This is a genomic window from Stagnimonas aquatica (assembly GCF_003730135.1).
GTDB lineage: Bacteria > Pseudomonadota > Gammaproteobacteria > Nevskiales > Nevskiaceae > Stagnimonas > Stagnimonas aquatica.
Genome location: NZ_RJVO01000003.1, coordinates 110,155 through 131,045 on the forward strand (window position 1 = coordinate 110,155; position 20,891 = coordinate 131,045).

Below are 20,891 nucleotides of genomic sequence, written 5' to 3' on the forward strand. Positions count from 1 at the left end.
ACCTCTTTGCGGGGGGGCTTTCGCACGGCCTGATGAAGCGCAGGCCTGCTCGGCCTGGCGGATCGGACCTCGCGGCCCGGCCTCGGAGGTGGTGGAGCGAATCCACTTCTGTATATTTCGTTCAGAATCCCTAAAAAATTCGAACAATGAGGAAGAGATCACGAATGGGCACATCTCAGGATTTCCAGGTGGTTGTGGCACCAGCCCGGACGCTCCCCGCTCTGGTACTGGCGCTTTCCGTCGTGCTGGCCGCCTGTGGCGGCGGTGGTGGCGGCGAGGCTGGCGGCGGCACCACGCCACCGCCGACGCCCCAGCATCTCGTCAGCACTTCGCCAGGCCCTGGTACGTCCTTCTCGCCTGGCTCCGCCAATGTCAACTCCGGTGGCTCGGCTACTTTCACCGTCACGCTTGCCACCGGCTACAGCAATCTGACCGTCAGCGGCTGCGGCGGAACGGCCGCGAGCCGCGCCACACCGGGGACGGTGAGCTACAGCACGGGGGGCGTCACCGCCAACTGCACCGTGACTGCGGCGGCGACCGCCGATCCGGTGGTACTCGCGCCGCCGGCGCAAGCCTTCGTCGCCCACGTTGGCGGTGCTCCCTTGCGGGCACCGCTGGTCGCCGCCCTCAACCCCGCCACGAGCTACACGATGGAGGGCTGGATCCACCTCGGCCGCGCCCTGCCTCAGGCCTGGATCATGGGCCGTGGCCGGCCCATTGATCGTGGCGCGAGCGGCGTCGAGATCGCGGCGGCGCTCAAGCTGGGGGGTGACGGGCGGCGGTTGCAGTTCGCCTTCTCGACCACCACGTCCTTCGCGCTCGACGCGCCGGAGCCAATTCCGTTGGGGCGCTGGACCCATGTCGCGGCCGTGCTCGATGGCGGCCAGGCGCGTCTGCTGGTGAACGGCGCGGTCGTCGCCACCGGCAGCTACACCGGCACGCTGCGGGCTCTGACCGACGTGCCTTTCGGCGTCGGAGCGCCCTACGACGCCGCCGGATTGCCCGCCAACAGCCACGAGCCCGGCTTGCATGCCCGGCAGTTGAGGGTCTGGAGCGTTGCCCGCAGCGCCACGCAGATTCAGGCGGCGGCGGGGCAGTCGTTGCCCACGGATCGCACCGGCCTGGTCGCGCGCTGGCCGCTGGACGAGCGTCGCGGTGTTGCGGCCACGGATGCCGAAGGGCGCGCCGGCCTGACCCGCATCCTGCGGGTCGGCACCAGCCGCACCGCCGTGCTCGATAGTGGGCCTTATTTCGAGCTGTCGACGGTGGATGTTCCGGCCGGCGTGCTCACCGATGGCAGCAGCGGTGCGGTGATCGATATCGACGGCGACGGCGATCTCGACCTGGTGGCCTTCCAGGTCGCGTTCCCACCGACATTCCCTGCGACCGAGCGTCGACTGCTCGGCTTCCGCAACGACGCTGGCCGTTTCGTCGAGGCGACCGAGAGCCTGCTCGGCGACATCGTGGCGATCAACCCGCGTGACGCCTGGGTGGCGGACTTCACCGGCGACGGCCGCAAGGACCTGTTCATCGCCGATACGGGCACCGACACCGAGCCCTATCCCGGCACGCAGTCGCGGCTGCTGGTCGGCACTGCCGCTGGCCGCCTGAGCGATCAGACGGCGACCCGCCTGCCACGGATAGACCATTACAGCCACGGCGTCAGCGCGGGCGACATCGACGGCGACAGCGCGCTCGACCTGTACCTTGCCAACTACGATGGGTCCGGGTCGGTGCTCTGGCGGAACCAGGGCGGCGGCAGCTTTCTCGATGAGAGCAGCCGCGTCACCGAGGAGCGGGTATGGCCTTCGCCACCGTCCGATGTGGCCTTCTGTGATTTCAACGGCGACAGCCGGCCGGATCTGGTGATCGGTGGCAGCTACAACCCCTCGGTCGGCGCCGGCACGGAGGCGCCGACCCGGTTGCTGATGAACGACGGCACTGGGCGCTTCGCCGCCGACGCGCGCTTCCCGATTCCGGCCAAGCTGCATGGCGACAAGGGCAACACCGTCGCCATCGTCTGCCTGGACGTCAACGGTGACGGCAAGCTTGATCTGCTGCAGGCCACCGATGCCGAATCCAAGGTCCCGGGCCTGCAGTTGCTGCTCAACGAAGGCAGCGGACAGTTGAGCGACGTCTCTTCGCGGCTGGACGTGGTTTTTCCGGAGACCGACGGCTGGGTCAGCAGCATCGACATCGCTGACCTCGACAACGACGGCCGACCGGACCTGGTGTTGCGGACCATCGGCAATGCCGACAGCGGCAAGGGCCGACTGTCCCGTTCCATCCTGCTCAACCGTGGCGGCGGCAAATTCGTCGATGCGAGCGAACTGCTGGATGCCGACACCAGCACCGGCCTGGTGGTCGGCGATTTTGATCGCGATGGCCGCATTGATCTCCTGGCGATCGACCTCCGCGACCGCCTACGCCACTACCGGAGCATCAAGCCGATCAATGCCGCGCTGTTTGACGACTGAGCTGATCAGGTGGCCGGCGTGATCCGCCAGCAGCGATGCGCCGGCGGTGGGCGCTTGAAGTCCTCGTCCAGGGTCTGCGGACTGATGTCGCGCACCTGCCAGTCCTCGCGCGGCTCCAGCTTGAAGCGCTGGCGATTGCAGCTGAAGTAGAGCACGCCGCCCGGCGCCAGCAGCGTCAAGGCGTCAGCGATCAGCGCCGTGTGGTCGCGTTGCACGTCCCAGCTGTCCTCCATCTTCTTGGAGTTGGAGAAGGTCGGCGGGTCGCAGAAGATCACGTCGAACTGGGGCGCACGCGGGTCGGCGGCGGTGCGCGCCAGCCAGTCCAGGCAGTCGGCGCGCAGGGTCGCGTGCGCCGGCAGCCGCGTCGGCAGCGCGCCACGGCCGTCCACCTCGGTGCAGGCGATCTGGTTCAGTTCCAGGTTTTGCGCCAGCCAGTCGAGATAGGTGTTGGACAGGTCCACCGACAAGGTCTGCGCCGCGCCACCCACCGCCGCCTGCACGGTCGCCGCGCCGGTGTAGCAGAAGAGATTGAGAAAGCGCTTGCCGGCACATTCCTTCTGCAGACGCAGGCGCATCGGACGGTGGTCGAGGAACAGGCCGGTGTCGAGATAGTCGTCGAAGTTCACCCACAGCTTGGCGCCGTGCTCGGCGACCACGTGATAGCGCTCGGTTTCCGCCTGCCGCTGGTACTGACTGGGGCCCTTCTGGGCACGGCGCAGCTTGTAGTGCAGATTCGCCGAAGGTAGTTCCAGCACCTGCTGGATCACGGTCAGGGCCTCGCGCAGACGACGCTCGGCGGCGGCCGGTTCGATGGTTTTCGGCGGCGCGTATTCCTGCACCACCGCGTGTCTCTCGGGGGTGCTGTAAAGGTCCACCGCCACCGCGTAGTCCTTGAGGTCGGCGTCGTAGAGGCGGTAGTTGCTGACGCCGCTGCGCTTCGCCCACTTGTTGAGGTGGCTCAGGTTCTTGCGCAGGCGGTTTGCGAAGTCGGGCGCCACCTCCTTGCGCTCGCCGCTGCCCAGCGGCGAGGGTGCGGTGGGCAGTTGCGTGGCGCCGGATTCAAGCGCGCTGCCGTCCGGTAGCGGCTCGCCCGGCGTCGCCGGTAGGCCGCCAGCGGCTTGCGCATGCACGTCCATCAGCAGCAGCTTGCAGGGCAGGGCGCCGTTGTAGAAGGCGTACAGCTTGTCGGCGCGCAGGCCCAGGCGGTGGCCGAGGTCGGGGCGGCCGGTGAACAGCGCCGCTTTCCAGCCGCCGAAGGCGGCTTTCAGCCGGCTGCCGTAGAGCGAATGCAGCTTCACCAGCTCGGCCTCGTTGGCCAGGCGCTCGCCATAGGGCGGGTTGCAGATCACCAGGCCGGGCGCGCCGGCCGGCGGGGTCGCCAGGGTGGCGTCGCCGACGGTGAAATCGACCTTGCCAGTGAGGCCGGCCTGCTGGCCGTTGCGGCGCGCGGCGGCGACCGCCGCCGGGTCGAGGTCGCGGCCGGCGAGGGCTGGCAACTCGGCTTTCAGACCGCGTTCGCGGCGGGTCTCTGCCTGTTCGCGCAGGGTGCGCCAGAGGCGGGGCTGGTGTTCGTTCCAGGCGGCGAAGCCCCAGCGCTCGCGCAGCAGGCCGGGGGCGATGTCGGCGGCGATCCAGCCGGCCTCGATCACCAGGGTGCCGCTGCCGCACATGGGGTCGAGCAGGCCGCCGCCACGGGCGGCGATAGCCGGCCAGCCGGCGCGCAGCAGCAGGGCGGCGGCGAGGTTCTCCTTCAGCGGCGCGGCGACGCCGCGCTGGCGGTAGCCGCGTTGGTGCAGCGACTCGCCAGCGAGATCCAGCGACAGCGTCGCGTAGTCGCCATCGAGGTGCAGGTGGATGCGGATGTCGGGGGCTTCGGCATCAACGTCCGGCCGCTTGCCGACTGCGGCGCGGAAGCGGTCGGCAACCGCGTCCTTCACCTTCAGCGCCGCGTAGTGGGTGTGGGTGACGATCCGCGAGCGGCCGGCGACCTCGATGGCGAAGCTGAAACGGGCATCGAACAGCTCCGGCCAGTCGATGGCATGGGCGGCGGCGTAGAGCTGCTCGCTGCCGGCATGCGGGCCGCTGCCGCCGCTCAAGGGGAAGCGCTGCAGCGGCATCAGGATGCGCGAGGCGAGCCGCGACCACAGGCAGGCCTTGTAGGCAAAGGCGAGGTCGCCGCTGGCGTGGATGCCGCCGACGGTTTCCTTCAGGCTGGCCGCGCCCAGGCCGCGTAGCTCCTCCAGCAGCAGCGGCTCGACGCCGCGTGGGCAGGTGGCGAACAGGGGCATGGCGGGGATGGCGGACGAGGACAGCTCAGGGCTGGGCTCGGTGACCGGGACGACGGGGGGAGGGGTATCGCTCATGGCGCATTATCTCGCAGCCGCCTCGTTATCATGCGGCGTCCATGCATCGGAGCGGCACCGTGAACAAGAACTGGGGATGGCTGGCGCTGTGTCTGGCCCTGTGGGGCCTGTCCGGGCCGGCGCGCGCGGGCGCGGCGGATGCTGCCTTCGAGCAGCGTTTCGGCGATGCCTTCCTCGACGGCTACTGGCGCGAAAACCCGGATGCCGGGATCGCCAACGGCTACTACCGCTACGCCGACCGCCTGCTGGCGCCGGATGCCGCCGGCCGCGCCGGCTACCTGCGCTATCTCGACCGGCAACTGGCGGCGCTGGCTGCGGTGGACCCGCAGGCGCTCGACGAGAACCACCGCAGTGACTGGGCGCTGCTGTCCAACCGGCTGGAGCTGGAGCGCTGGTCCCTGCTCGAACTGAAGGAATGGCAGTGGAATCCGGCGCTCTACAACGTCGCCGAACCCTTCGCGCTGCTGCTGAACACGCCCTATGCGCCGGAGCCGGAGCGCCTGCGGGTGGTGCTGCGCCGGCTGGCGGTAGTGCCGGCCTACTACGCGGCGGCGAAGGCGGCGGTCCGTCAGCCCACCCGCGAGCACACGCAGTTGGCGATCCAGCAGAACGCCGGTGCGCTGGAGGTACTGGGCAAGCCGCTGGAAACCCAGGTGGCCGGCTCCGGCCTCAGCGCTGCCGAGCGCACGCTGTTCCTGCAACGCCTGGGCAGGGCGCGGGCGGCGGTCGGTGACTACATCGCCTGGCTGAAGGCGCTCGATGCCGATCTCGCCGAACACGGCGGTGCCCGCAGCTTCCGTCTCGGCGAGGCGCTCTACGAAACCAAGTTCGCCCACGAGATCCAGTCCGGCGGCAGCGCCAAGCAGCTCTACGAGCGCGCGCTGGCCGAGAAGGAGCGCCTGCACGCGCGGATGGCGGTGCTCGCCGAAGAGCTCTGGCCCAAGTATTTCCCCGACACCGCGCCGCCCGCCGACCGGGTGGCGAAGATCGCGGCGCTGATCGCCAAGCTCTCCGAGAATCACACCACGCCGGACAACTTCATCCCCGAGGTGAAGCGGCAGATTCCGCTGCTGGAGGCCTGGGTGCGCGAGCACGATCTGGTCAGCCAGGACCCGACCCGGCCCTTACAGGTGCGCGAGACGCCGGTCTATATGCGCGGCTTCTCCATCGCCAGCATCAACGCGCCCGGTCCCTACGACCCCACCGCCAACACCTACTACAACGTCTCGCCGCTCAGCGACTACACGCCGGCGCAGGCCGAGAGCTTCCTGCGCGAGTACAACCACTGGCAGTTGCAGGTGCTCAACATCCACGAGGCGGTGCCCGGCCACTACGTGCAGCTCCTGCACGCCAACAAGTCGCCGAGCCGGATCAAGACCCTGTTCGGCAACGGCGCGATGGTCGAAGGCTGGGCGGTGTACGCCGAGAAGATGATGCTGGAGAGCGGCTGGGGCGGCTTCGAGCCGGAGATGGAGTTCATCCACAGCAAGTGGCTGCTGCGGGTGGTCACCAACACCCTGCTCGACTACGGCATCCAGGTGCTGGGCTGGTCCGAGCAGCAGGTGCTGGACCTGATTCGCGACGAGGCTTTCCAGAGCGAGACTGAGGCACGCGGCAAGTGGCGGCGGGCGACGCTCAGCCAGGTGCAGTTGACCAGCTATTTCGCCGGCTATTCGGCGATCTACGATTACCGCGAGCGGCTCAAGGCTGAACTGGGGCCGCGCTTCAACCTCAAACGCTTCCACGAGCGCTTCCTGAGCTTCGGCAGCGCGCCGGTGGCGGTGATCGAATCCCTGATGCGGCCGCAAGACGCCGCCCAACCCTGATCGGAGCAAGTGATGAGCATCAACCTCGGTGGTGGTTACGGCGGCTTGTTCGGACTGCTGGTTCTGGCGGCCGACCTCTACGCGCTGTTCAGCATCTTCAGTAGCAGCGAGACGGTGGGCAAGAAGGTGGTCTGGACCCTGCTGGTGCTGTTCCTGCCGGTGCTTGGCTTCATCATCTGGTGGCTGGCCGGGCCGCGCGCCAGGGCCGGTTGATTTCGGCTAGAGGCCGAGCTGCCGACGCAGTTCGTCCGGGCTGAGCCGCGCTGGGCTGGACAGCTCCAGCGCTTCCACGAGTTCCACCAGCCGGGCATTGAGCGGCGCCGGCCAGGACAGGCGCTCGCCCAGCGCCACGATCTCGCCATTGAGCTGGCGCACCTCGGTGGCGCGACCGGCGCGCACGTCCGAGACCATGCTCGGATAGGCGCCGTCGTCGAGGCCATTCTTCAGCCGTGCCAGCCACCAGGTGAGCGGCCCGCCGCGCAGCAGCAACTGCCGGTAGGCGGCGTGCGGTAGCGGCATCGGCAGCTTGTAGGCGATGTTGGCCGCCTCGATACGGTCCACCGCTTCCTCCAGCACGGCGGCGAAGATCCGGCGCAGGTCGGGCTCGCTGAGCAGATCGCGGAAGGTGCTCTGGGTCAGCGCGCCGATGGCGTTGGCGAGATTGATCAGCAGCTTGCCCCAGCAGGCCTCCTCGCCCCGGCTGCGGCCGACGGCCAGGCCACTGCCTTCGAGGAGGCTGCGCAACTGCTCATCGCCGTCGGCGAGGATCACCGCCGGCTTGGTGGTGAGCTGCGCGTGCAGCGGCCCCAGATGCTGGGCGTTGAACATGATGGTCAGGGCCAGCGCTGGCGTCTGCGGCAGGCGCTCGCCTAGGCGCGGCAGGGCGCGCACGCCGTTGAGCGTCGACACCAGGCTCAGCCCTGGCGGCGGCGTGCCGAGCGCGTCGATCACGCCGTCCAGCGCGCCGAACTTGGTGGCGATCAGCAGATAGCGGGTGTCGGCGTCGAGTAGCCGCTCGGTGAGCGTTGGCAGCGGCGCTTCCAGCGCAGCGCCGCGCGGCCGCTCCAGGCGCAGGCGGCCGGCTTGCTCGAAGGCGGCGCGGTCCTTGGCGCGGACGTAGAGGCGCAGCGGCCGGCCGGCGGCAGCCAGATAGCTGGCGAGCGTGATGCCGACCGCGCCGGCGCCGACCAGAGTGATCATCGGCTGCAACTCCTGTGCGTACCCGAAAGCGAGTGGCGAGCTTACGCGCCCGTGGTCGGCCCCGGCTACACTGCCGGCGGGATCACAGGCTGGCGGCCGGGGACATGGATATGCGTGGTTTGCTGTTGCGCGGACTAGGGGGGCTGGTCCTGGGCTGGCTGGCCGGCACGGCGCAGGCCGGCGCGCCGGAAGACAAGCTGATGAGCTGCATGCGCGCCAACATTCCGCAGACCCTGCGCATCCAGGAATTCGACCTCGTCGCCACCGACCGTGCCGGCGGCACCCGCCTGCTGCGCGGGCGCCTGTATGCCAAGCGCGAGGACGAGAAGCTGCGCGCGATGCTGCGGCTCACCGCCCCCAACGACGTCAACGGCGCCTCCTACCTGATGCGCGAGGGCGAAAAGTCCGACGACATGTATGTGTTCCTGCCGGCGCTCAACAAGGTGCGGCGGATCACCGGCGGCAGCAGCGACGGCCCGCTGTTCGGCACCGACCTCTCGTATGCCGACATCAAGCAGATCCACAACGCCTTCAGCGGCAACCAGCCCGTCATCGAAGCCGCCGAGAAATTGGACGGCCGCTCGGTGAAGCGGCTGTCGGTGGTGCCGCATCAGGAAGCCGGCTCGCGCTACAGCCGCATCCGTGCCTGGGTGGACGACGAAAGCTGCGTGGCGCTGAAGGTCGAGTTTCTGGAAGGCAGCAGCGTGCGCAAGCGCCTGACCGGCCCGGCCAAGGCGCTGGAGCGCTCCGGCAGCTACTGGTATCTGTCGGAGGCGACCATGGAGGATCTCAAGGAGGGCAGCCGCACCCGCCTGAAGATCACCGGCGTCAAGAGCGGCGTGGAAATGGCCAACCGCTTCTTCGACACCCGCAACTTCTACGTCGGCAACTAAGAGACCGCGCATGCTGCGTTTGCTGGAGCGCTTCGCCGCCCGCCCCTGGCTGACCCTGACGGTGATGACGCTGATCAGCCTGCTGGCGGTGTTCAGCATCTTCGACTTCCACAGTCGCCAGCTGAAGCTGGGCATCGACCCGGCGATGGAGCGCCTGCTGCCGGCGCAGGACAGCGACCGTGCCGTGCTGGATCGCGCTCGTGCCGTGTTCGGTGACACCGACCCGGTGCTGCTGACCGTCCGCTTCGAGGACGGCGTGTTCACCGCCGCCAATCTCGCCACCGTCGCCCGCCTCAGCGACCGCCTGCGCGAGCAGCCCGGCGTCGCCGACGTGTTCTCGCTCGCTACCGCGCCGAACCTCTCGGCCAGCGGCGAGGATGTCGAGGTGTCGAGCTTCACCCAGCAGGCCGAGGCCGATCCCTCGCGGGTGGCGCTGCTCGCCGGGCAGATGGCCGACAACCCGGTGTACCGCAACACCCTGGTGTCCGCCGACGGCAAGGAGGCGGCGTTCGCACTGTCGCTGCACGACTTCGACGAGCAGGCCTTCCGCGCCGCCGGCTATCCCGAGCGCCTGACTGCGCTGGCCAGGGAGGTCAGCGGTGCCAGCGTGGTGCGGGTGAGCGGCGCGCCGGTGATCAAGCGCGCCACCGCCGATGCGCTGCTGAAGACCTTCATGGTCACCGTGCCGATGGTGCTGCTGGTGATCGTCGGCGTGCTGCTGGTGGCCTTCCGCGATCTGCGCGTGACCCTGGCGGGCACCGTCACCGTCAGTGTTGCGCTGATCTGGACCCTGGCCATCGCCCATTGGCTGGGCTGGAAGCTGCACATGCTCACCGCACTGACGCCGGTGCTGGTGGTCACCCAGGGGCTCTGCTACTGCATCCACTGGCTGGCCGACTATGTGCAGCACGGCGACACGCGCCCGCCAGCAGCCCGCGCGCAGTGGGCGCTCAAGCATGCTTCGCTGCCGCTGGCGCTCAATGCGCTGACCACCTGCGCGGGCTTCCTGGCGCTACTGCTCAATGACCTGCCGGCGATCCGGCAGTTCGCGGTGCTGACCGCCATCGGTACCGCCCTGGCGGCGGTGCTCGCGCTCACCCTGCTGCCGGCGCTGACGCTGCTCTGCGGCAGCGGCCGCTACCGTCAGCCGCGCGAGCCGATCTACCACGCCATCGCCGCCCGCCTGTCGCGGCTGGCGGTGCGGCGCCGCACCCTCATCATCAGCTCTGCCATCGGGCTACTGCTGGTGGGCGGCGTGCTGGCCTCGCAGCTCAAGCCGAGTGCCGAATTCGTGCGCGGCTTCCCCGAGGACGCGCCGGTACGGGTCGACTACGAGGCCATCAACCGCAATTTCGACGGCGCCAATGTGCTCACCGTGCTGGTCGAGACCCATGTGCCGGACGCGCTCACCGATCCCGCGCTGGCGCGGGAGATCGACCGCTTCGCCGACTGGCTGCGCCAGCAACCGGAAGTGGGCGGCGTCTACACCTATGTCGACCTGCTGAAGCTGCTCAACCGCAGCCTCAACGAGGGCGATCCGGTCTACGCGGTGGTGCCGGACAACGCGCCGGCGATCAAGCAACTGCTGGTGTTCGCCGGCGGCGAGCAGATCAAGCGGGTGGTGGACAAGCAGTTCAAGACCGCCGCCGTGGTGCTGCGGGTGAAGGTGGACGACGCCGCCATGCTCACCGCCTTCGCGCAGCGGGTCGATGCGCGCCTGGCGCTGTTGCCGCCGCCGCTGTCGGCCAGTCTCACCGGCTCCAGCCTGCTCGCCACCCGCACGGTGGCGCAGCTCACCTCCGGCCAGTGGGCGACGGTGGCGCTGACGGCGGCGCTGATCTGGGCGATCCTGGCAGTGATCTTCACCTCGCCGCGCGCGGCGCTGCTGGCCCTGCTGCCCAATCTGGTGCCGGTGTCGATCTACTACGGCCTGCTGCAACTCACCGGCATCGGCCTGTCGCCCACCACCAGCCTGATCGCCAGCATCGTGCTCGGCATCTCGGTGGACGACACCATCCACTACATGGTCCGCTTCAACCGCGAGGCGAGGGCGCGCGGCAGCGAGGTCGAGGCGGTGCATCACGCCCTGGCCGGCGTATTGCGGCCGATCACCCTGACCATGATCGCGCTCTGCCTGGGCTTCCTGGTGTTCCTCGGCGCCGACATGAAGAGCCAGGTGCAGTTCGGTGCGCTCGCCGCCTTCACCCTTTTCCTGTCCTGGGCCTCGGACATCACCCTGACCCCGGCGCTGGCCTCCTACGCCCGCATCGTCACGCTGTGGGATCTGCTGCGCCTGGACCTCGGCCACAGTCCGCAACACACGATCCCGCTGCTGTCCGGCCTGTCGCTGCGGCAGGCCCGCACCTTCGCGCTGCTCTCCAACATGGAGAAGCTGCCCGGTGGCCGGCGGGTCATCACCGAGGGTGACTACGCCCGCGACATGTACGTGATTATCGACGGCCAGGTCGAGGCCTGGGTGGAACGCAACGGCGAGCGCAAGACGCTGGCGACGCTCGGCCGTGGCGCGGTGATCGGCGAGGCCGGCTACTTCGGTCAGCGCCGCACCGCCAACATCGACGCCACCAGCAATGTCCGTCTGCTGCGCTTCGACAGTCAGGATCTCGAACGCCTGCGCCTGCGTCACCCGCGCATCGCCGCCACGGTGTTCCGCAACCTCAACCGCATCCAGTCCGAGCGCATCGCGCGGATGACCGCGATGCTGAACTGAGCCGCCTCGCGGCCTGCTCCCGTGCCGTCGTCGCCCTTGCTTCGGGTTGCTTTGCTCAGCTTCCTTTTGCTGTTCAATCCGGGTGCTGCGCAGGCAGCAGGCCCATCGGCCTCGCCCGCCAAAGCCTTGGAAGCCCCGCCCGAGATTCCCGTGGTGGTGTTCTACACCCGCCCTCTCGTCAAGGCGCGACTGCGGATTCCCGACAGTCTGCAGAACTACACCGTCACCGCGATCGCACCGCTCGCCGATGATCCGGGCCGATTCGATGTGGAGGTGCACTTCGAAGCGCGCACCCCGTTCGGCGGCACTACGGCGCATCGCGCTCGCTTTCAGATGAAGCGGGCGGCAGTGGAAGGGGAGTGGATAGTCACTGCACGGTGACCGTGCAGTGCCGCGGACGGTCAACGCCTAGGTTAACGCGCGGACCCGCTGGAGGCGGGGCCGTCACGTTGAACCGCTAGTTGGACCTCTGCTGGATTGCAGAAAATACGTGCAAGAACAAATGACGCCAAAAAGGCTGCAACACATATGCCGACGAGTTTTTCCGTCGCGTACGCTTCGCCCGATTTTGCAAAGTAAGCGACGCTGCATGCGGCCGAAAAAACGCCCACTAACGACTCAACACTCTTGCCTCGAACTCTCCTCGCAAGCCCTGCACCGAGCCCTGTGACAGCGGCCGGTACCAAACCCAATAAATATCCGAAGAACGGCGCTGTATAGAACATCCCGAGCGTTGCTCCGAAGTGTATCGACTGCCCTTGCATAAGCCATCCAACGATTTGGCCGCAAAATGCACAGGTTACGTATACAAGACCCCCTAAGGGAGGTCCAAAAAAAGAGAAAAAGACGACGCCATTAAAGACGTCTGAAACCAATATCTTGGCGGACCCGATGTGGTTGGGGCTGCTGTTATTCATGCGGTCCAACGCCAATTAGACCGCCGAAATGCGGCAACTAATTGCCGCAAGGCGGTCGTATGAGGGTGCTTGGTCATGCGAATCAGTCCCTTGGTGCGAGCTACTTCTTAGCGTCGCCGAGTTATGCCGCAGACCCCTCCGCAGCTGATCTCGACTTCACACCCACTACTTTGGGCCGTCAAGTGACCGGGATTGCGAGTGTCGGTTTTGGGCTTGCAGCCCCTCACCTGCCGCCAAGCAGTCCTCCGCAAGACTGATGCGTCTGGCAACTCGCCGCCCGCAAGTTGTCCGACGAGTCGCAGGGGAACTCGTAGTCGCAGGAGGCCATTGATGGCTGCGGGTCGGTGCTCACCTGTGCTGGGGTGAACGCGCGACCGGTATACCAGCTGCCCCAATAGGTCTGGGCGCTGGAGCCACCACCCAGCGCAATGTCTTTCGCCACGCCGTCAGCGGTGAAGGTGTAGGCCAGCAGGGCGTCCATGTGGTACCAGTTCCAGTAGTCGAGGCCGTTGACGTTGCTGGCCTGGTTTTCTTTTGACGGCAGGGTGTGGTCGGCGGTCAGCGTGCAGCCGGCTTCGGTGTCGCTGAAGACTTTGATGAAGGCCTTTTCGCTGTTGGGGATGGCGATGTGATCGTAGACGTCAATCGCCATCTGGTGATCGTTGGTGCTGTCCTCGTCATAGACCGTCATCACCAGCTTGACGCTGGGATCGAAGCCGGCGAGGTCGCCGTCTGACAGCCGCAGCGAGTACCACGGCGCCATGATGTACATGGCGGTGCCCGCAGAACCCCAGCCGGCAGCCTTGGCATTCAGGGCCATGCGGGGGCTAGCGCCGCCGCCGAACGAGTGCCCGAAAAATGCCACCCGCGAGGTGTCGATCAGTTCGGGATGCTGGGCCACCGCCGCTTGGAATCCACCCCAGAGCACGTCGTACTTCGGGTCGGCCCGTCCCGGGGTCTGGTACTGGCTGAACACCACGGTGTAGCCGAGGCTGGTCAGGTGCGCGATGGTGCTGCTGTAGCGGTCCGGGTCGCGGGCCCCGAATGCGTGCGAGAAGAAGATGGTCGGAGCCGGGGTCGCTCCCTGCGGGTAGTAGATGTAGACCTTCTCGCCCACGGTCACCGGATTCTTGAACGAGAGACTCGCCTGGGTGTAGCTGCCGTTGGCGCCGTAGCCGCCTGCGGCCTGCGGCACCGGCACGGCGGGGCAGGCTGACTGGCCGGGGAATAGATTGGCGAGCGGCCCGGCCTGGGCACTGGTGGTGGTGGCGATCAGCCAGAGCACAATCCCCGGCAACGATTGCTGAAGCCAACGCATGGGCGAATCTCCTGGATTTCCTGTCTGGTTCAGCGATGCGCAAATTGCACGCCATTCGGCAGCGGGGAGCCAAATCTTTGCTTCCCGATGAACGAGCTTCGCCGCGCGCCGCGTAAACCCCCTTGCCGCCGCCCCTCGCTAAACTGCGCCACCAACAAATCAGTCCAGTCCGAGGAAAGACGATGAGTCTGCAAGGCAACACCCTGAGCGGCAAGACCCTGTTCATCACCGGCGGCAGCCGTGGCATCGGCCTCGCCATCGCCCTGCGCGCGGCGCGCGACGGCGCCAACGTGGTCATCGCCGCCAAGACCGCCGAGCCGCATCCCAAGCTGGCTGGCACCATCCACACCGCCGTGGCCGAGATCGAGGCCGCCGGCGGGCAGGGCTTGGCGGTGCAATGCGACATCCGCGAGGAGGCGCAGGTCGTCGAGGCGGTTCGGCAGGCGGTGGCGCGCTTCGGCGGCATCGACATCCTGGTCAACAACGCCAGTGCGATCCAGCTCACCGGCACCCTGGCCACCGACATGAAGCGCTACGACCTGATGAACGGGATCAACGCGCGCGGTACCTATCTGACCGGTCGCGTGGTGCTGCCGCATCTGCAAGCCGCCGCCAAGGCCGGTCGCAACCCGCACATCCTGACGCTCTCGCCGCCGCTGGCGATGGAGCCGCGCTGGTTCGGGCCGAATGTCGCCTACGCGATCGCCAAGTACGGCATGAGTCTGTGCACCCTGGGCTGGGCCGAGGAGTTCAAGCGCGAGGGCATCGCCGCCAACAGCCTGTGGCCGCGCACCACCATTGCCACTGCCGCGATCCAGATGGTGGGCGGTGATCCGATGATGAAGCAGAGCCGCCTGCCCAGCATCATGGCCGACGCCGCGCAGGAGATCCTGAGCAAGCCGTCCAGGGCGTTCACCGGCAACTTCTGTATTGACGATCTGGTGCTGTACGAAGCGGGCGTGCGGGATTTCTCCGCGTACGCGGCGGTGCCGGGCACCCGCAAATTCTTGCCGGACTTCTTCCTGCCCAAGGATGTGGCGGAGTTGCCGGAGTAGGCGCGGACCTATCGTTGCGGTCGGTCTTTGCCGTTTCCTCTCCTGCCACGGGAGAGCGGAAAACTCGCCACAGCAACAAAAAAACCCAAGCCCGGACTCCCGGACTTGGGGCTTTGGGCCTCGCAGGCCGCTCTTAGAACAGGTAGCGCGCGTACAGCTGCAGGTTGTCGCGGTCGTGGATCAGGTTGTTCTCGCCGCCGCCCCAGTACCAGTTGTAGCCGGCGGTGAACGAGAAGTCCGACTTGTAACGCACCTCGAAGTTGGCGCTCATGCTCTTGCGGCCCTGGATGAAGTTCTCACCCGGTCCCGGCGCGGTGCCGTTGACGTCGTGGGCGAACACCAGGAAGGGCTGCAAGGAGATGCCCGGCAGCAGGCTCTCGTACTTGACGATATTGACGAAGCGGTAACCCCAGGAGAAAGGATCGGCGAAGGCTTCGAGATTCGCCTGGTGCGGGTTGAAGCGGCCACCGTCGGGGCCAACCACGCAGTTCGGGTTGGTGACGCAGGCCTGGCGGGAGCCGTCAGCGCCGCTGCCGTCGGCGCCGGCACTGGCGTGGTAGTAAACGCCGGGGGCGTCGATCTGCAGCACGTCCACCGATGGCATGTTGGGCACGTGGGTCGCGCCGATCTCCACCAGCGAGATGATCTGGTCGGCGCCGAATGGGTTTTCGGTGGCGCCGAAGATGCGGGTGATGCCCAGGTTGTACTGCAGCACGTCGAAGCGCTCGTAGCCCTGGATGTACTCGCCCGGCGTCGCTTCGCCGGCCTCGCGGCCACGATACGCCCACAGGAAGCTCGGGAAGGAGCGCGCCGAATTGGGGGCACTGCCGAGCAGCAGGTTGACGGTGTCGCAATTGCCGTTGGCGACGCAGTTGGGGTCGGCGTCGCTGCGGTCGTAATCGACACGCGTGCCGTTCTCGGCCCAGCCGCGTCCGGCGCTGGAGCCGGCGCAGTTGATGGTCGAGCCGTCCGCAGCCTTGCCGCCGCAGCGGGTCAAAAAGGGCTGCGCGGCGGCGAAGGCGACGTCGATCACCGACACCTGCAAAGGCAGGTTGGGCCGGTAGGCAACTTCGCCCTGGAAGGAGTAGTCGCCGGCGGTGGTGTTGAAGGAGGCGCCAAACAACTGGATGTTCTTCGGGTATTCGAGGAAGAACGGACCGGAGTCGAGCTTGACCAAGTCGTCCGGGTCGCTGGCATCGCCGCCGGTGAGCAGGCTGGTCAGCACGCCCAGGGCGGCGGGGTCGAGCCCTAGGCCCAGATCGTTATTCAGCAGAATTTCCGGGTTGCGGCCGATGGTGTCGAGCAGGTCCAGGCGGAACTGGTTGAGCGCCGAAGGCACGGTCAGTACCGGCAGGTTCGGGCAGGTCTGGAAGATCTGCGCCGAGTTGGTGGCGTCGATGCCCAGGGCGTTGCCCTCGCGACGCGCGCAGCTGGCCTGGCCGGCCTTGAAGCTGACGTAGGGCAGGCGCGAGTGGTAGTTCATGAAGTACAGGCCGATCTCGGTGCCGCCGTTGAGGTCCTCGAAGTAGGTCTTCAGAGCGACGCCGAACTGGCCGGCCGAGCCCGGATCGCGATCCGGCAGGCGGCTGATGTTGGCGGTGGTGCCGGTGACCAGCGACAGCGGGTTGTCGAGGTAGTACCCGACCTTGTCCTTGTCGTCCGCCGAGCCGCCGAACGACAGGTTGACGTAGTTCATGACGTTGTCGGTGCCGATGTCGTTGCTCGACAGATAGCTACCCGGCGCCGGGATTTCGACCGGCTTCCATTCCAGCTGGTAGAAGGCCTCCAGGGTGCCGTTCTCGTAGGGCTCGAAGCTGAAGAAGGCCATGTTCACCGGGGTGAACACCTCCTCGACCATGAAGCCGAAGCGGTTGAGGTTGTTGGCGTTGACCGGCTGGGCCTGGTTCAGCGAGTTGATGACCAGCAGGGTGGACTCGCCCCAGTTGACGTTCTGGCGGCCGAGCTTGAAGGCGAATTCCTTGTCGGTGAAGGGGATGGGCAGCTTGCCGAAGAAGTTGAAATCCAGCAGTTGCACATCGGCCACCAGTTGCCGACGCAGCGTGGAGTCGGTGCGCTCCAGCTCAGTGGTTTCGCCCGGGCCGTAGACGCGGGTGAAGTAGCGGTTGGCGACCGGGTCGCCAGTGATGCCGACGCGACCGGCGTTGTCGGTGGTGATCAGGCTCGGGTAGTAGTCCTTCTTCTGGTCGTTGAGCACGTCGTAGAAGGAGATGGCGCGGGCGAAGAACCCGAAGTCACCCTTGTTGAGGGTGATGTCCTGGGTGAGGCGCACGCCGCCCTGGGTCATGTCATAGCGGTCGTAATTGAGGTTGCCGTTGTCGGTACGCATGCTCGCCGCGCCCGGGGAGCGCGCGAGCTGCTCGGAGGGGTAGATCTGGTCCTTGAACAGACCCTGGCAGGACTGGTACACGCCCCGGCAGACCCCCTGGTTGAGGTTGGCCTTGCCGACCAGGTCTCCCGAGCGGGTCTCCATGCGCCATTGGGCGCCGACGGTGACGGTGTTGTTGAGCGTGCCCTCGATTCCGAGCGACTCGAAATTGAGATTGACGGCCTGCGCCGAGCCGGCGCTCAGGGCAAGGGCGAGGGCGGCCAGCAGGGTACTGGGGCGGCGGTGGGTACGCATGAATCCTCCGAATGAATTTTTTATGCGCCGGACACATGCCGCCCGGCGGATTTGCAGTGTTTATAGCGGCCTGTCAGAACGCTGTCACCCTGTTTTCGCGTTCAGGTTGACGGTCTCGGGTTGGCCCGCTCTACAGGTAGGCGGCGACCAGCTTGCCGATGCGGGGCAGCAGGCCACGGACTTCCTCCCCGGCACCGCCGCGAAACTTCTGGTAGGCCGACTTGGCGGCGGCATTCTGGGCCGCCGCGACCTTGGCATCGGCGACGCCCAGCAGCAGTTCGACGGCGGTATCGGCACGGCGGTCGAGGAACACCGCGAAATCGCCCACGCCGGAGTTCCGGAACTCCTGATACAGGGGCTCCAGCGCCCGCACCATGTCCGGCAGCATGCGCTGGCTGGCGCGCTCGAGGATGTCCGGCCGGGCGGCCTTGAGCAGGGCCAGCCCGGTCTTCAGCCCCATGCCCTTGAGTCCGCCACGCTGCTGGATGTGCTGCTCGACCAGCCGGGCGGCATCGGCGATCAGTTCGTCGCGGTGGTGAGCGGCCAATAGAATGTCGGCGAGAGAACTCATGAGATCAGGGATGTCGGAAGACGAATTCGATGCCGCGAAGCCTACCATCGCGCGCCTGAAAACCCGACCGCTGGAGCGCAATCTGGCGCTCGCCAAACTGGGCATGGGCGCGGGCGCGAAGATCGCCCTGCATTCGCTGTCCAACATCTTCCGTGGCGAGATTTCCCGCACCGAGGCCGACCGCCGCTTCTACGCCCAGCAGGCGCAGGTGCTGGCCGATGAACTGGGCCAGCTCAAGGGCAGCGTGATGAAGGCGGGGCAGATGCTCTCGCTCTACGCCCAGTACTTCCTGCCGGAGGAAGCGGTGCAGGTGCTGGCGACCTTGCAGGACTCCTCGATGCCGGTGGCCTGGACCGTGGTGGCGCCGCAGCTGGAGCAGGCGCTGGGCGCGAAGGTGCTGCGCGAACTGGACATCGACCACACGCCGATTGCCGCCGCCTCCCTGGGGCAGGCGCACCGGGCGCGCCGGCGCAAGGACGGTCTGGAGCTGGTGGTGAAGATCCAGTACCCGGGCGTGGCCTCGGCCATCGACAGCGACATCAAGACTCTGTCAAGACTGATCGCCGCCAGCCGGCTGACGCCGAAGAACTTCGATCTGACTCCGATCTTCGCCGAGGTCCGCGAGATGCTGTTGCGCGAGTGCGACTACGTGCAGGAGCGCGCCTGGACCGAGGAGTTCGGGCGACGCCTGGCCGACGACCACCGCTACGCCGTGCCCCGGGTCTTGTCCGAGTACAGCGCCGCGACCGTGCTCACCACCACCTACGAGTCCGGCTGTTCGGTGCAGGACGTGCAGGTGCGGGAGCTGCCGCAGGCGCGGCGGGATGCCCTGGGCCTGGCCTTCGCCGAATTGTTCCTGCGCGAGTTCTTCGAGTGGCGGCTGGTCCAGACCGACCCGCACTTCGGCAACTACCGGGTGCGTCTGGATGCCGACGGCCGCGACCGGCTGGTGCTGCTGGATTTCGGGGCTACGCGGGTCTACGAGCCGGCTTTCGTCCGCGACTACGCCCTGATCCTGCGCGGCGCCCTGCACCGGGATGCGCCGATGGTCGGCGTGGGGGCTACGGCCATCGGCCTCGCCGGCGAGAATTTCCCCCCGGCGGCCTTGCAGGCGTTCACCGACATGTGTGCGCGCATCGTCGAGCCGTTCGACCCCGAGCACGCACCCAAGGAGTTGCTGAACGCGAGTGGCGCCTATCGGTTCGGCGCTTCCAACCTGCCGATGCGGGTCAGCCAGATGGCGGCAAAGAACGCGCTTTCTCTGAGCTTCCGCGTACCGCCGCGCGAAATCGTCTTCCTGCACCGGCGCCTGGCCGGCGTGTTCATTGCCCTGGCGACCCTGGGTGCCGAACTCGATCTGCGCAAGCCTCTGGCCAGAGCGCTTTCCGCTATCGCAATGCAGCATTAAATCCTTCTGCAACCGAGCCTCTAGTCAGCTTGGCGCGACTGCGGAATATTCGTTAGCATCCAACGCCTCGCAGGGGCCGTAAACCTGCGAACACTGCCACCCTCCGAGGAGAAAATCGGACATGAAAAATTTGTCCTTAGCGTTCGGCGCCATCGCGCTGAGCCTTGCGGCCCAACAGGCCATTGCGAAAGTCGGGGCCGATGAAGCGGCCAAGCTCGGCACCAGCCTCACCCCGATCGGTGCGGAAAAGGCCGGCAACAAGGATGGCAGCGTTCCGGAATGGAAGCCGGCTCCGCAGAGCGGCTCGCTGAAGGGCGAGTTCCCGATGGATCCGGTGATCGCGGCCGAGAAGCCGAAGTTCACCATCACCAAGGCCACGCTCGACCAGTACAAGGACAAGCTGACCGAGGGTCACAAGTACCTGCTGAAGACCTACGACACCTACAAGATGAACGTCTACCCGACGCATCGCAACGTGTCCTGGCCGCAGCCGATCTACGACGCCACCAAGGTCAACGCCACCAACTGCGAACTGATCGGCACCGACGTGCTCGACGGTTGTAAGTTGGGCTTCCCCTTCCCGATCCCGAAGAGCGGCGCCGAGCCGGTCTGGAACCACAAGCTGAAGTGGCGCGGCGAGTCGGTGACCCGCTTCAACAACCAGATGATCGTGCAGCCCAATGGTGACTTCCAGCTCACCAAGGTGATCGAGAACGTGCAGTTCTCCTACGCCTCGATCAAGAACCCGATCCCGATGACCAAGACCGAGGGCGAGTACCTCAAGTATCTGTCGCAGACCGTGGCGCCGCCGCGTCTCGCCGGTACTTTCATCCTGGTTCACGACAAGGCGGGCATTGGCAACGACGGTCGCGCGGCCTGGCTGTACTCGCCCGGCATCAAGCGCATCCGCCGCGCGCCGACGGTGTGCTGCGACAACCCCTACGAGGGCACCGACGGTCACGAATTCTATGACCAGGTGGACGTCTTCAACGGCGTGCTTGAGCGCTACAACTGGAAGCTGGTCGGCAAGAAGGAAATCTACATTCCTTACAACAGCTACAAGCTGGCCGGCCCGATGACCAAGTACAAGGATCTGGCCAAGCCCAAGCACCTCAATGCCGACCTGCCGCGCTACGAGCTGCACCGCGTCTGGGTGGTGGAAGCCACCATCAAGCCGGGCACCAGCCACACCTTCGCCAAGCGCGTGATGTACCTCGACGAAGACAGCTGGAACATCGTCGCCGCCGACAACTACGACGCGCGTGGCAACCTGTACCAGTTCCAGGAAGGCCATCTGGTGTTCGGCTCGAACATCCAGGCCACCTCGACGGTGCCGGAAATCATCTACCACTTCACCTCCGGCCGTTACTTCATCACCGCCGCGTTCAACGAAGACAAGCCCTTCGACCTGACCGCCAACTTCAGCAAGGACTACTTCTCCGCCGCTTCGGTGCAGAAGATGTCCACCAAGTAACAGGGCTGTGACAAAGGCCG

At 66.8% G+C, this 20,891-nt stretch carries 14 protein-coding genes; 9 read left to right on the top strand and 5 right to left on the bottom strand.

The genetic code is table 11. From position 1 onward, the window contains the following. The first annotated feature begins 164 nt into the window (after positions 1-164). The gene (locus ED208_RS07740; protein WP_158608480.1) at positions 165-2,477 is read left to right on the top strand and encodes an FG-GAP-like repeat-containing protein; all 2,313 of its coding nucleotides are present in this window, start codon (positions 165-167) and stop codon (positions 2,475-2,477) included. A gap of 5 nt (positions 2,478-2,482) precedes the next feature. Here the strand turns inward: ED208_RS07740 and rlmKL are convergent, their stop codons facing one another. After that, positions 2,483-4,840: a bifunctional 23S rRNA (guanine(2069)-N(7))-methyltransferase RlmK/23S rRNA (guanine(2445)-N(2))-methyltransferase RlmL gene (gene rlmKL / locus ED208_RS07745; protein WP_233574931.1), complete on the bottom strand. Its 2,358-nt coding sequence runs from the start codon at positions 4,838-4,840 to the stop codon at positions 2,483-2,485. Positions 4,841-4,881: 41 nt separating this feature from the next. On the opposite strand from rlmKL, the gene ED208_RS07750 reads away from it, so the two are divergent. Next, positions 4,882-6,666, top strand: a complete 1,785-nt coding sequence (locus ED208_RS07750; RefSeq protein ID WP_123211322.1) for a DUF885 domain-containing protein — start codon at positions 4,882-4,884, stop codon at positions 6,664-6,666. 12 nt (positions 6,667-6,678) lie between these two features. Beyond that, on the top strand, positions 6,679-6,879 hold the full coding sequence (locus ED208_RS07755) for a PLD nuclease N-terminal domain-containing protein (RefSeq protein ID WP_123211323.1): 201 nt from the start codon (positions 6,679-6,681) through the stop codon (positions 6,877-6,879). A 6-nt stretch (positions 6,880-6,885) separates the two neighbouring features. On the opposite strand, the gene ED208_RS07760 is transcribed toward ED208_RS07755, so the two are convergent. Beyond that, the gene (locus ED208_RS07760; RefSeq protein WP_123211324.1) at positions 6,886-7,866 is read right to left on the bottom strand and encodes a ketopantoate reductase family protein; all 981 of its coding nucleotides are present in this window, start codon (positions 7,864-7,866) and stop codon (positions 6,886-6,888) included. A gap of 104 nt (positions 7,867-7,970) precedes the next feature. Here ED208_RS07760 and ED208_RS07765 point away from each other — a divergent pair, with 104 nt between their 5' ends. Genes ED208_RS07765 through ED208_RS17060 form a run of 3 tightly spaced genes read left to right on the top strand, consistent with a single transcriptional unit; the run spans position 7,971 to position 11,868 of the window. After that, complete coding sequence (locus ED208_RS07765; RefSeq protein ID WP_123211325.1) at positions 7,971-8,759, top strand: outer membrane lipoprotein-sorting protein; 789 nt, start codon at positions 7,971-7,973, stop codon at positions 8,757-8,759. Positions 8,760-8,769: 10 nt separating this feature from the next. Next, positions 8,770-11,487: an MMPL family transporter gene (locus ED208_RS07770; protein WP_123211326.1), complete on the top strand. Its 2,718-nt coding sequence runs from the start codon at positions 8,770-8,772 to the stop codon at positions 11,485-11,487. A 21-nt stretch (positions 11,488-11,508) separates the two neighbouring features. After that, entirely contained in the window at positions 11,509-11,868 is a 360-nt protein-coding gene (locus ED208_RS17060; protein WP_148044716.1) for a hypothetical protein, read from the top strand. A 759-nt stretch (positions 11,869-12,627) separates the two neighbouring features. On the opposite strand, the gene ED208_RS07780 is transcribed toward ED208_RS17060, so the two are convergent. Continuing rightward, positions 12,628-13,722 (bottom strand): alpha/beta hydrolase family protein, encoded by a 1,095-nt coding sequence (locus ED208_RS07780; RefSeq protein ID WP_123211328.1) that lies wholly within the window; start codon positions 13,720-13,722, stop codon positions 12,628-12,630. Positions 13,723-13,904: 182 nt separating this feature from the next. On the opposite strand from ED208_RS07780, the gene ED208_RS07785 reads away from it, so the two are divergent. Beyond that, positions 13,905-14,777, top strand: coding sequence for an SDR family oxidoreductase (locus ED208_RS07785; protein ID WP_123211329.1), 873 nt, complete (start codon positions 13,905-13,907; stop codon positions 14,775-14,777). Between the two features lie 133 nt (positions 14,778-14,910). Here the strand turns inward: ED208_RS07785 and ED208_RS07790 are convergent, their stop codons facing one another. Then, positions 14,911-17,418 (bottom strand): DUF1302 domain-containing protein, encoded by a 2,508-nt coding sequence (locus ED208_RS07790; protein WP_123211330.1) that lies wholly within the window; start codon positions 17,416-17,418, stop codon positions 14,911-14,913. 130 nt (positions 17,419-17,548) lie between these two features. After that, positions 17,549-17,989 (bottom strand): DUF6918 family protein, encoded by a 441-nt coding sequence (locus ED208_RS07795; protein ID WP_148044717.1) that lies wholly within the window; start codon positions 17,987-17,989, stop codon positions 17,549-17,551. A 10-nt stretch (positions 17,990-17,999) separates the two neighbouring features. On the opposite strand from ED208_RS07795, the gene ED208_RS07800 reads away from it, so the two are divergent. Continuing rightward, positions 18,000-19,397, top strand: a complete 1,398-nt coding sequence (locus ED208_RS07800) for an ABC1 kinase family protein (protein ID WP_199720552.1) — start codon at positions 18,000-18,002, stop codon at positions 19,395-19,397. Between the two features lie 121 nt (positions 19,398-19,518). Next, positions 19,519-20,871: a DUF1329 domain-containing protein gene (locus ED208_RS07805; RefSeq protein WP_123211333.1), complete on the top strand. Its 1,353-nt coding sequence runs from the start codon at positions 19,519-19,521 to the stop codon at positions 20,869-20,871. Positions 20,872-20,891 lie beyond the last annotated feature (20 nt).

Excerpts from the sequence above, each read along its gene's own strand:
- ED208_RS07740 (WP_158608480.1), top strand. The coding sequence starts at position 165 with ATGGGCACATCTCAGGATTTCCAGGTGGTTGTGGCACCAGCCCGGACG.
- rlmKL (WP_233574931.1), bottom strand. The coding sequence starts at position 4,840 with ATGAGCGATACCCCTCCCCCCGTCGTCCCGGTCACCGAGCCCAGCCCT.
- ED208_RS07750 (WP_123211322.1), top strand. The coding sequence starts at position 4,882 with ATGCATCGGAGCGGCACCGTGAACAAGAACTGGGGATGGCTGGCGCTG.
- ED208_RS07755 (WP_123211323.1), top strand. The coding sequence starts at position 6,679 with ATGAGCATCAACCTCGGTGGTGGTTACGGCGGCTTGTTCGGACTGCTG.
- ED208_RS07760 (WP_123211324.1), bottom strand. The coding sequence starts at position 7,866 with ATGATCACTCTGGTCGGCGCCGGCGCGGTCGGCATCACGCTCGCCAGC.
- ED208_RS07765 (WP_123211325.1), top strand. The coding sequence starts at position 7,971 with ATGGATATGCGTGGTTTGCTGTTGCGCGGACTAGGGGGGCTGGTCCTG.
- ED208_RS07770 (WP_123211326.1), top strand. The coding sequence starts at position 8,770 with ATGCTGCGTTTGCTGGAGCGCTTCGCCGCCCGCCCCTGGCTGACCCTG.
- ED208_RS07780 (WP_123211328.1), bottom strand. The coding sequence starts at position 13,722 with ATGCGTTGGCTTCAGCAATCGTTGCCGGGGATTGTGCTCTGGCTGATC.
- ED208_RS07785 (WP_123211329.1), top strand. The coding sequence starts at position 13,905 with ATGAGTCTGCAAGGCAACACCCTGAGCGGCAAGACCCTGTTCATCACC.
- ED208_RS07790 (WP_123211330.1), bottom strand. The coding sequence starts at position 17,418 with ATGCGTACCCACCGCCGCCCCAGTACCCTGCTGGCCGCCCTCGCCCTT.
- ED208_RS07795 (WP_148044717.1), bottom strand. The coding sequence starts at position 17,989 with ATGAGTTCTCTCGCCGACATTCTATTGGCCGCTCACCACCGCGACGAA.
- ED208_RS07800 (WP_199720552.1), top strand. The coding sequence starts at position 18,000 with ATGTCGGAAGACGAATTCGATGCCGCGAAGCCTACCATCGCGCGCCTG.
- ED208_RS07805 (WP_123211333.1), top strand. The coding sequence starts at position 19,519 with ATGAAAAATTTGTCCTTAGCGTTCGGCGCCATCGCGCTGAGCCTTGCG.